Source organism: Thermostichus sp. MS-CIW-23 (assembly GCF_054059455.1).
Map to the genome: position 1 here is coordinate 1 of NZ_JBSSCC010000062.1, position 10,503 is coordinate 10,503.

Annotated in this window: 9 protein-coding genes; 1 reads left to right on the top strand and 8 read right to left on the bottom strand. The window is 60.7% G+C overall.

Annotated elements, in window-relative coordinates:
- Nucleotides 1-268 precede the first annotated feature (268 nt).
- A complete protein-coding gene (locus tag ACVW0B_RS13700) occupies nucleotides 269-805 on the bottom strand; it encodes a thioredoxin domain-containing protein (protein ID WP_414424035.1) in 537 nt (178 codons plus the stop codon).
- 191 nt (nucleotides 806-996) lie between these two features.
- Here ACVW0B_RS13700 and pheT point away from each other — a divergent pair, with 191 nt between their 5' ends.
- Nucleotides 997-3,474 carry a phenylalanine--tRNA ligase subunit beta gene (gene pheT / locus ACVW0B_RS13705; RefSeq protein WP_457491943.1) on the top strand — a complete coding sequence of 826 codons (2,478 nt, stop codon included), beginning with the start codon at nucleotides 997-999 and terminating at the stop codon, nucleotides 3,472-3,474.
- Nucleotides 3,475-3,906: 432 nt separating this feature from the next.
- Here the strand turns inward: pheT and ACVW0B_RS13710 are convergent, their stop codons facing one another.
- The 7 genes from ACVW0B_RS13710 to ACVW0B_RS13740 form a co-directional block, all read right to left on the bottom strand.
- A complete protein-coding gene (locus tag ACVW0B_RS13710) occupies nucleotides 3,907-5,046 on the bottom strand; it encodes a glucose-6-phosphate dehydrogenase assembly protein OpcA (protein ID WP_457491940.1) in 1,140 nt (379 codons plus the stop codon).
- 130 nt (nucleotides 5,047-5,176) lie between these two features.
- The gene (locus ACVW0B_RS13715; protein WP_457491941.1) at nucleotides 5,177-6,775 is read right to left on the bottom strand and encodes a glucose-6-phosphate isomerase; all 1,599 of its coding nucleotides are present in this window, start codon (nucleotides 6,773-6,775) and stop codon (nucleotides 5,177-5,179) included.
- A gap of 46 nt (nucleotides 6,776-6,821) precedes the next feature.
- Nucleotides 6,822-7,328, bottom strand: coding sequence for a 2-amino-4-hydroxy-6-hydroxymethyldihydropteridine diphosphokinase (folK, locus tag ACVW0B_RS13720; protein ID WP_414375073.1), 507 nt, complete (start codon nucleotides 7,326-7,328; stop codon nucleotides 6,822-6,824).
- Nucleotides 7,325-7,708: a dihydroneopterin aldolase gene (gene folB / locus ACVW0B_RS13725; RefSeq protein WP_414375071.1), complete on the bottom strand. Its 384-nt coding sequence runs from the start codon at nucleotides 7,706-7,708 to the stop codon at nucleotides 7,325-7,327. The genes folK and folB overlap by 4 nt, the downstream gene beginning before the upstream one ends.
- A complete protein-coding gene (gene folP, locus ACVW0B_RS13730) occupies nucleotides 7,695-8,564 on the bottom strand; it encodes a dihydropteroate synthase (protein WP_457491942.1) in 870 nt (289 codons plus the stop codon). The genes folB and folP overlap by 14 nt, the downstream gene beginning before the upstream one ends.
- Nucleotides 8,565-9,105: 541 nt before the next feature.
- Nucleotides 9,106-10,197 carry a redox-regulated ATPase YchF gene (ychF, locus tag ACVW0B_RS13735; protein ID WP_011434459.1) on the bottom strand — a complete coding sequence of 364 codons (1,092 nt, stop codon included), beginning with the start codon at nucleotides 10,195-10,197 and terminating at the stop codon, nucleotides 9,106-9,108.
- Nucleotides 10,198-10,260: 63 nt separating this feature from the next.
- Nucleotides 10,261-10,503, bottom strand: a 243-nt coding sequence (locus ACVW0B_RS13740) for a hypothetical protein (RefSeq protein ID WP_457404373.1), incomplete at its 5' end; no start/stop codon positions are given.

Consider the following 10,503-nt stretch of genomic DNA (forward strand, 5'->3'; position numbering starts at 1 on the left):
TAAACCAGCCTAGAGGCCCGTGGTTGGCTTGCCAACTGCAGGGCTACCGAAAGCCCGCCCTGTACTGCGAAGCAGTCAGGGCCGGGTAGTTTACTTGTCTGAGGCGCTCGCTCGGGATCAACCGTTGCGGATCCGGCAAAATCGGTGTTGTCTCGACAGCCATGGCCTGTTCTTGTGAGCTACGAGAATGGATAGAAGTTATCCAATATCAAACCGAGGCCAGACCTTTCCGCCTGTGTCCAAGACAACAAAACCCTGGACCAAACTCCTAACCATGACTGCGGGGATCCGGCTGATTGGGGAGGATAGGCCCGCTCCGCTCCAGCGCAGACACTGGCCCGGCATTGGTCAACTGCAGGGGCTGTCCAGTTGCCAGAGCCAACACATTGGCTCGCAGAATCGACGGCGGCTGTTCGCCAATCGCCGATCCCAGCACTTCTCCCTGCCGATCCAAAAACAGAAAATGAGGGATGCCGTTCACCCGGTAGCGGCTCAGCTCCGGCAGCCACTTCGGATTGTCCACATTCAACATGACGAAGTTGACTTGATCGGCAAATTCCTGTTTCAGGCTGGCCAGGAGGGGTGCCATGGCACGACAGGTGCTGCACCAATCGGCATAAAACTCCACCAAAGAAGGTTTGCCATTGGCCTGAGCTTGCTCCCAAGGTATGGCCTCTTGGGCTAGAGCCTCTAAGTTGCTGCCCGCCTGACGCCCTTGGTTAGCCAAAAACAGTCCTGCTGCCAAGAGCACAGCTACTGCGGCAATCAACCCGTTGCGCAACCGTTTTGCCCAGTCTTTCTTCATCCTTCCTCACCTTGCTAGGCGCTGGATCTGACCTCAGCCCTCGCCTTCACTGTTTTAGCATCCCACCCTGTCCCACCGGTTCCGGCCAGAACCGGGTCTATGCCATCCCACGATCTTGGGCCGGGATCCCGGCTGGAGAAGAGGGCCAGGTGAGCGATAATGGGTGCGGCGTTTGCACCGATGGCTCAGCGATGCGCATCTCCTTGAAGTGGCTGCGAGAACTGGTGGATTTCCAACTTTCACCCGAAGAACTGGGAGAGGCCCTCACCCTGGCGGGGTTTGAAGTGGAAGAGATCGAAGACCGCCGCACCTGGGCAGATGGGGTGGTTTTGGGCAGGATCCTGGCTGCCGAGCCTCACCCCAACGCCGACAAGCTGCAGGTTTGCCAGGTGGACTTGGGATCCGATCGGCCTGCCACCATTGTCTGTGGAGCCGCCAACGCCCGCGCCGGGATCCTGGTAGCAGTGGCTACACCCGGCACCCATTTGCCCGCCCTCTCCCTCACCATTGCCAAAGCCGACAAGCGGGGGGTGATCTCGGAGGGCATGATCTGCTCTCTGGCCGAGCTGGGGCTGGAGAAATCTTCCGAAGGGATCCAGGAATTCCCGCCCGACTTGGATCTGGAGGCCCATCCGCTTGGCTCTGATGTGCGTCCTCTTTTGGGCTTGGACGATGTGGTGCTGGATCTCACTTCCACCGCCAACCGGGCCGATGCCCTGAGCATGGTGGGGATCGCCCGCGAAGTGGCTGCCCTCACCCGCAACCCGCTGCGCCTGCCCCCCGTCAAGCCTCTTCAGGCCAAGCCCATCCCCAACTTTCAGTTGCGCATTGCCGACGCCAAAGCCTGCCCCGCCTACAGTGGCGTGTTGATCGAAGGGGTGAAAGTCGGCCCTTCCCCCGACTGGCTAAAACACCGACTGGCCGCTGCCGGCATGCGATCCATCAACAATGTAGTGGATATTACCAATCTGATCCTGCTGGAATGGGGCCAGCCTTTGCACGCCTTCGACTGGGATCGCCTGCTCCAGGTCATGGGCAAGAAAAAACCCACCATCGAGGTGCGCTTGGCCCAGCCGGGAGAAACCTTAAAGACCTTGGACGGCCAAACCCGCACCTTGCAAGCCGACAGTCATCTCATTGTGGCCGGCAGCCAACCGGTAGCTCTGGCCGGGGTCATGGGAGGGGAAGAAACCGAGGTCGGCTCGACCACCACCCGCATTTTCTTGGAAGCAGCCCTATTCGATCCAGCGGTGACGCGGCGCTCGGCCCGGTCTCAAGGTCTGCGCACCGAGGCTTCCACCCGCTATGAGCGAGGGGTTAACTTTGCCACCCTCGATCAGGCCCGGGATCGGGCGGTGCAGTTGATCCTGGAACTGGCAGGGGGAGCAGTGGCCGGCCTCACCACCTTTGACCAGCGGCCCCCCCTGGAACGCACCCTGAAATTGCGGCTGTCGCGGCTGATCGATGTGTTGGGGGACGAGGTGCAGGCGGCGGATGTGGAGGAGATCCTATCTGCCTTGGGCTTTCAGCTCTCCCGTTGCGAAGGGGCCAATTCCCAGAGTGCCCTCTCCCCCGCTACCGAGACGGCAACCGTGGCCAGCTGCGTTTGGCAGGTCGTCGTTCCCCCCTATCGCCTGCGGGACATTGAGCGGGAGATCGACCTCATCGAGGAGTTTGCCCGTCTCTACGGCTATGACCGCTTCTCAGAAACCCTACCCACCGAGCCGCAGGTGGGATCCCTTTCGGCGCGGGAAACGTTCACCCGCCAGATCCGAGAAGTGCTGCGCGGCATTGGCCTGACAGAGGTGTATCACATCTCCCTCTGCCCGGCGGAGGAGAATGGATCTTTGGTGAGGATTGCCAATCCGCTTTCGCCTGAATATTCAGCCGTGCGCAATGCGCTACTTCCCGGCCTGGTGGAGGCCTTCCGCTTCAACTGGGATCAAGGCAACGGCCCGCTCCAAGCCTTTGAAATCGGTCGTGTTTTTGCCCATGCCCTTCCCCCCAACCCCCACCCTTACCGGGAAGCTGAGCATATCGGCGGTATCTTGGGCGGGGATCCCAATCCCCACGATTGGCAGCACCGCAACCGACCCATGGACTGGTTCGAGGCCAAGGGGCTGCTGGTCTCCGCTCTGGAGCGGCTGGGATTTGGCCCGGAGTTTCGTCTGGATCCCCCTGAAGAGCAATCGCCGCTGCTGCACCCCGGTCGCCAGGCCAGTTTGTGGATTGAGGGATCCCGCATCGGTTTGTTCGGGCAACTGCACCCCCGCCTCTGTCAGGAAAAGGGGCTGCCAGATCAGGTCTATGGGTTTGAGCTGCAGTTGGATCCCTTGCTGGAAAGCCTGGAGAGACGGGGCATTGTGCAATTTGTCCCCTTTTCGCCTTTTCCCGCTGCCGATCGGGATATCGCTTTCTTTGCGCCACTCGACCTTGCCGTTGGTGAGATCGAGAAGGTTATCCGTCGAGCGGGCGGAGAACTTCTCCAATCGGTGCAGCTTTTCGACGAGTACCGGGGCCAAGGAGTACCTGCAGGGCAGCGCAGCCTTGCCTTCCGCCTAGTGTACCGCGCTCCCGATCGCACCCTCACGGATGCGGAGGTAGAAGCTCTGCAAAACCAGGTGAGGGCGCAGTTGGCAACACAATTTCCGGTGACCTTGCGCAGCTAGCCGACCCCTCTGTAGCTACTATAACATCCTCCCGGCGCTCGTCCTGTGGACAGGGCGCGGGACTGATTGCCCCTGCACCCCGTTAGCTACACCGCTGGGAAGCCCCGCCCTCTATTAGGGGCTAGTGACTAGTGGCTAGCCACTATCCAGGGTGAGAGTCGGGATGAAAGGCGGGGACATGATGTTTTGTCCTTGACTGGTGCCATAAACATAAAAAGTAGCGGGGTTTTATACACTGCCGCTATAAACATCAAGTACAGGGTGGTGGGGCATCCCGTCCTTTTCGCGCTAGCAGCGCGGAGCGCTAACCGGAGTCACTGTTCGCGTCAGCGGGACGGAGTCCTTGAAGCCCGCACTCTCTCGCTTTAGCGGCGCGGAGCGCTTTGCATCAGCATGAGTGCGGGAGTATGTCACTTAAACCAGAAGCAGATCTCAGCTTTTGCCCAGCTTCAGCATCTGATCCACCACCCCTAGGGTTTCTTCGTAGAGGTAGTCGGGGCCAAGCCGCTGCAACTCGGCAGCCAGCAGGGTGTCGAGGGAATCCTGCTCCAGGGGAGCCACCTGGCGAACCACACATCTCTGAGCGCCCCCCATGGCTTCCATGCGCATACACCCTGTGATTTCGGAGCACAGCACAGTACAGGCGTCGGCTTCTTGGTTGCTGGAGGTGAGGCGCAGCCCGATGAGATCCCCCGGCTGGCTAATTTCCGAGGCCAAGGGCACAGCGGCCAGTTCTGCCATCACCTCGCCGCCCATTTGGGTTTGAAAGCGGATGCGGTCAATCTTGTAATCGTGTTCTTGAGCCTGAACCCGCTCTGTGGGAGTCCACCCCAGGCGACTGGCCAGCCAGCCCAGGAAGAGGAACGCCTGGCAGGGATTGCCGGCTTTGTAGTCGAGGTTCACGCGATCTACGAGGTATAGGGACTCCCGCCGGTCGGGAGGGTCAAAGGCTTGGGCGGTGAGTTCCTGCCAAGGCAGCAGCCGCCGCCAGTTGAGATCCCCACAGTGGCGCCCCTCACCCACCAAGAGGTGGATTTCCTGCAGATCTTCTTCTGGATTGACAAAGCCCCGTGAATCGACGATGACCCGGTTGCTCAGAGCCACCAATTTTTGAAACAGCAAGCTGTTCAAATCCAGATCCCCTTGCCACCACAAAAAGGTGGGCAAGTTGGGGATCAGCAGCGAGGCAACGGTGCTGCAGGCCCGCACAAAGGCCGATTCGGGCGCTTTCAGGGTGATGTATTCGCAACAGACCAACGAGCTGCGCTGCTCACGGGTCACCGGACAGTAGGCGGCCACCTGGGCCTCGATGGCGTCGTCTGCAGATCCCTCCCGTTTGGCTCGCAGGTCAATGACGCGACAGGGGTTTTGGGTGGCGATGGCCTCGACGGTGGGAGAAGGTAGCAACAGCGCATCGTCCAGAGATTCGTACACCACCAGGGTAAAGGTGGCAGCGCGGGCGGCAACGCTCTCTCCTTTGGAAGACCAGATCTTGTTCAGCTCCCGCTCAATATCTTCGATGGAGACATCTTTCGGAGTCTGTAAGGGTAGGACGGCAGCAGATTGATCCATAGTCTCCTCCTGGAGTGGACTCTTGCTCGATTCTAGGCAGGCGGGCCGGCTGGCCGGGGAGGGCTTAAGGCCAGGTACAGATTGGCCAACTCAAGCCTGCGCTCCACACCCAATCCAGGAAATCAGAGGATCAAGCGGGCCGGGGCTGGACGCTCAGCTCCAGGGGGCGGGCGGGATCCCCTGTCAAGAGCACTCCGCGGCCATTGGCGTGCAAGTGCCGCACAATCCAGTACAGGGTTTCTATGCGCTCCGGGCAGCCCAGTTTCTCTGCCAGTTGGGGCAAAGTCAGGGATCCCTGGTGCTCCTGCACCGTCTCTAGCAATCGCCGTTGCAGCTCCAAGACGGCGCTGGCGGCTTTTTTGCCTGCTTCCACCCCCGGTTGATGGTAGGCGTTGATCTGGATTAGGGAGGCATAGAGGCCCACGGCTCGTTCGTAGAGGGCGATCAAGGCCCCCACCGAGCGGGCATCTACCCGTGGCAGCGTCACGGTAATGGAGTCGCGACCGTTTTCGTAGAGGGCCTGGCGGGTACCCTGCAGCAGGCCGCTCAGGTAGTCACCACTGGTCACCTGCGGCTCCACGAAGGGGGAAGGGATCCCGGGCTCCCGATCCTGAAGCACCTCGATGAAGGTGACAAAGAAGTTGTTCAAGCCATCCCGCAACTGCTGGACGTAGGCATGTTGGTCGGTGGTGCCCTTGTTGCCGTAAACGGCGATGCCCTGCTCCACACGGTTGCCGTTTAGATCGTGGGATTTGCCCAGGGATTCCATCACCAACTGTTGTAAGTAACGGCTAAACAGCAGCAGGCGATCCTTGTAGGGCAAAACCACCATGTCCTTGCGCCCTTGCCCTTGACCGACGATGTACCAGGCCATGGCCAGCAGGGCGGCGGGATTGCGCTCCAGGTGGGGCAGGCGGGTGGCCTCATCCATGGTGGCTGCCCCGGCCAGCAAAGCCCGGATATCAATGCCCTGCAACGCTGCCGGCAACAGGCCCACCGGGGACGTTTCGGAGGTGCGCCCCCCCACCCAGTCGAAGATGGGGAAGACCTCCAACCACCCCTCCTGCCGCGCCTGCTGCTCCAATTGGCTGCCGGGGCCGGTGATGGCCACCGCATGGGCAGAAAAAGGGATCCCGGCTTTTTGGTAGGCCAGCTTCACCTCCACCAAGCCATTGCGGGGCTCTGGGGTGCCGCCGGATTTGGAGGTGGTGATCACCAGGGTTTGCCCCAGTTGGTCTGCCAGCCGCCCCAGCACCCGGTCAAACCCGTCGGGATCCGTGTTGTCGATGAAGTGGATGTTCAGGGGGGGGTGCAGCGGAGCCAGGGCCTCCGCCACAAATTGCGGCCCCAGAGCTGAGCCGCCAATGCCGATGCAGAGCAGCTCGGTGAACCGTCCCCCCCCGCTGGCCGGGATGGTTCCGCGATGGATCTTTTCGGCAAAGGTTTCCACTCGCTCAATGGAATCCTGAATGGCCTGCCGGATTTCAGGGGTGGGAGCCAGCTCGGGCGCCCGCAGCCAATAGTGGCCCACCTGGCGGCCTTCGTCGGGGTTGGCAATGGCTCCTGCCTCCAAAGCCTGCATATCGGCAAAAGCCTGGGCAAAGCGAGGCCGTAGCGCTTCCACCTGAGGGGGAGTGAAACGGATGCGGCTGATATCGACGAAAATCTCCAGGCCGGGATGGTAGTAAAGCCAATCGCAGTAGCGCTGCCAGAGTTGGAGGCTGTCCATGGGATCCCTTTTGCCGAAATCCCTAACCAGCTTACCAAACTCTTTCTTACTCCCAGCCGAGGGTTGTGCGCTCCAGCCAGGACTGATCCAAACTGATGAGTGCCTCTTTGACCCCCACACCGGTCTCAGGGTGACGCCAGTCGGGAGCGATCTCCCCCAAGGGAGCTAAGACAAAAGCACGTTCCATCATGCGGGGGTGGGGCAACGTCAGCTCAGGGCTGTTCAGGATGCGGCTGCCCATGGCCAGCAGATCCAAATCCAGGGTTCTGGCCTCCCAGCGGATGCGCCGCACCCGTCCTGCCTCCTGCTCGATGGCCAGCAGCGCCCTTAGTAACTCCAGGGGAGACTGGTAAGGGGGGAAGGGATCCAAGGCCACCACTGCATTGAGGTAATCAGGCTGTCCGGGTGGCCCCCCTTGGGCTGGGCTGCGGTAGAGACTGGAACAGGCCACCACCTCTCCCAACCGGCGCAACTTCTGCACAGCCAAGCGCAACTGCTGCAGCGGATCCCCCAGGTTGCTTCCCAGGGCAACATAGGCCAGGTCACGATTCATGAGGCTTCCGCCCTGCTTACGGCTCGCCGGCGGTCGACCTCGACGTAAACATCCTCGAACAGCCCCGGCAGGGGAGCATGGGGCTTGTGAACCCGCACAGTTAGGGCCTCCAGTTGGGGATAGCTCTGCCACAGCCGCTCTGCGATCTGATCCGCCAAGGTCTCGACCAAGCGGTAGCGTTGGCCGGTCACCTCCTGCCGCACCCTCTCGTACACCTGGGCGTAGTCCACCGTGCGCGAGAGGTCATCTTGGATCTCGGCTAGGGAAAGCCGTATCTCCACGTCCACCACAAAACGCCCACCCAAAACCGCTTCCTCCGGGCAGTGGCCGTGATAGGCATGAAAGACGAGGCCCTGCAGCACCAGCCTACCCTGCGTCATGGTGCAGAGCTTCCCAAGTGGCAAGGGCGGAAACATGAGCCGGCACGTTGTGAACCCGTACCAGGGCAGCCCCCCGGCTGGCTGCAAACAGGTGCACGGCCACGCTGGCGCTGTCTCGCTGATTAGGTACGGCAATGCCGGAAAGCTTGCCCACAAAACTTTTGCGGGAGGCCCCCACCAAGACCGGGTAGCCGTAGGCCACCAGCCGCGGTAGGGCTTTAAGCAGGACTACATTCTGCTCGGCAGTTTTGGCAAAGCCTAAGCCCGGATCCAAAACAACGCTGGGCACGCCCGCTGCCAGGGCCCGCTCTGCCTGTTCCCTGAGAAAACCGAAAACCTCCCCCTCCAGGTCAGCATAGTCGGTCTGCTGCTGCATGGTGCGCGGCTCTCCCCGCATGTGCATGATCACCGCCGGCACCCCCTTTTCGGCACAGACCTGTATCATTTGGGGATCCCGCAGCCCGCTGACATCGTTGATGATGTGCGCCCCGGCAGCCAAAGCCGCAGCCGCCACCTCCGTTCTGCGCGTATCGACGCTGATGGGGATCCCGGATCCCTGCAAAGCTCGAATTACCGGCAAAACCCGGTCGCATTCCACTTCTACCGGCACCGGATCTGCCCCTGGGCGGGTGGACTCGCCGCCAACATCCACCATCAAGGCCCCTGCCGCCGCCATGGCCTCGGCTGCCTGCACGGCTGCTTCTGGGGATCCCCACTGGCCGCCATCGCTGAAGCTGTCGGGGGTAACGTTTAGCACCCCCATCACCCCAACGCCCCGCCAAGAAAGACGGTAGCCCTCTGGCGTCTGTTCTGCCCCAGGCAGAGGACGTCGGGAGATCAAGCTGGTAACACCCATAACCGCTGCAGGCTGCTGTGTTGCAAAAGCAGGGGGAAAAGTCTCCCACTGCCTAGGATGGTATTGCCGTCAATCCCAAGGCTGGCGCAAGCCCAACAGGATTCTACAAAATTTTTTACAACGTCCTTACAGAGCCACGATTGGTGAAAGGCTGCCCCTGCCGGCTCAAGCGCAAGGAATGGCCCCCGCCGACAGAGGAAGCTCTCCCGCTCTGGCTAGAACATGATGTCGTCTTCCGAACGACCCCAAATACACCAAATGATAGAGGCAAAGATTGCCATGTAAACCCAGGCCATCGGGCCGTATTGCAGCAGATCCATCAATGCATCCCTAAAACATTTGTTTATCTAGTCCAATTATTGTGATGTTTCGTTACAGCGTCAACCGTTTTCTTAGGAAAAGGCCCCCTCTCAGACCCAGCCGGAGCTGCGCTGGGATCCCTTGTCCAGGGCGGGTTAAGTCTTTTTGCCTAAAGACAGGGAGCAAGTCTTCAGTTTCTGAGAAAACCCAGCTTGCCTGAGAGATGCAGGAGGATAGGGAACTAGACATTGAAGCGGAAGTGCATCACGTCCCCTTCCTGGACGACGTAGTCTTTGCCTTCGCTGCGCAGCAGGCCCTTTTCTTTGGCGGCATTCAGGGATCCCGCCGCCACCAGATCGGCATAGGCCACCGTCTCGGCCCGGATGAAGCCCCGCTCAAAATCGGAGTGGATCACCCCGGCTGCCTGAGGGGCTGTAGCTCCGACGGGGATCGTCCAAGCGCGGGTTTCTTTGGGGCCAGAGGTAAAGTAGGTGCGCAAGCCCAACAGCTCGTAGGTGGCTCGGATGAGAGATTTCAGCCCGCCCTCTTTTACCCCTAACGAATCCAGATAGGCCTGTCGCTCGTCGGGGGGCAGCTCCACCAGTTCCGCCTCCACCTGGGCTGAGACCACCACCACACCTGCCCCTTCCGCCTCGGCAAATTGCCGCACCTGCTCCACCCAGGCATTGCCGCTGGCCAGATCCGTTTCCGCCACATTGGCGGCGTAGATGACTTTTTTGCGGGTGAGCAGCCCCAACCCTTTGATCAACTGCTCTTCTTCTGGGCTGAGGGGTACCAGGCGAGCCGGCTTGCCCTCGTCCAAGGCAGCCTGTAATTGTTCCAGAGCCTGCAACTCCAGTTGGGCGGTTTTGTCGGACTTTGCCTGCTTGCGCACCCGCTCTATGCGCCGCTCGATCTGGGCCAAATCCGCCAAGGCTAGCTCCAAGTTGATCACCCCGATATCCCGCAAGGGATCCACCGATCCGGCCACATGCACAATGTTCTCGTCCTGGAAGCAGCGCACCACATGCACCACGGCGTCCACCTGGCGAATGTGGGAGAGAAACTGGTTGCCCAGACCCTCCCCTTTGCTGGCTCCGGCCACCAGCCCGGCAATATCCACAAACTCGATTTGGCTGGGGATGATCTCGGCAGAACCGCTGATCTTGGCCAGCACCTGCAAGCGCTCGTCGGGCACCGCCACCCGCCCCACATTCGGCTCAATGGTGCAGAAGGGAAAGTTGGCCGCCTCGGCTTTGGCATTTTCACAGAGGGCGTTGAACAAGGTAGATTTGCCTACGTTGGGCAGGCCGACAATTCCAGCTCTCAACATCCAGATCTTGGGGAAAAAGCCAAAAACCAGGGTAACGGGATCCCTTGCCCAGCGGAAAGATCCCTACTCTGACGTTAGCATTTGCCGCCCCTTTCCCAACCGGTGGATCCGCTCCCAAGCGCTCCGCGCCGCCAACGCCACCACCCTCGGCTCCTCTCCCAAGAGAACTGTATTTTTTGTCAGCTGCACAGTGTTGGGCAGCTGAGGTCTTTTGACATCCTCCCCGGCCTGAAGGCCGGAGATTCCTACCACGCTGCGCATGGATGGCTCCTTGCGCAGTCGTCTCGGCGGGTTCCTGCTTCCGAC

Excerpts from the sequence above, each read along its gene's own strand:
- ACVW0B_RS13700 (WP_414424035.1), bottom strand. The coding sequence starts at position 805 with ATGAAGAAAGACTGGGCAAAACGGTTGCGCAACGGGTTGATTGCCGCA.
- pheT (WP_457491943.1), top strand. The coding sequence starts at position 997 with ATGCGCATCTCCTTGAAGTGGCTGCGAGAACTGGTGGATTTCCAACTT.
- ACVW0B_RS13710 (WP_457491940.1), bottom strand. The coding sequence starts at position 5,046 with ATGGATCAATCTGCTGCCGTCCTACCCTTACAGACTCCGAAAGATGTC.
- ACVW0B_RS13715 (WP_457491941.1), bottom strand. The coding sequence starts at position 6,775 with ATGGACAGCCTCCAACTCTGGCAGCGCTACTGCGATTGGCTTTACTAC.
- folK (WP_414375073.1), bottom strand. The coding sequence starts at position 7,328 with ATGAATCGTGACCTGGCCTATGTTGCCCTGGGAAGCAACCTGGGGGAT.
- folB (WP_414375071.1), bottom strand. The coding sequence starts at position 7,708 with ATGACGCAGGGTAGGCTGGTGCTGCAGGGCCTCGTCTTTCATGCCTAT.
- folP (WP_457491942.1), bottom strand. The coding sequence starts at position 8,564 with ATGGGTGTTACCAGCTTGATCTCCCGACGTCCTCTGCCTGGGGCAGAA.
- ychF (WP_011434459.1), bottom strand. The coding sequence starts at position 10,197 with ATGTTGAGAGCTGGAATTGTCGGCCTGCCCAACGTAGGCAAATCTACC.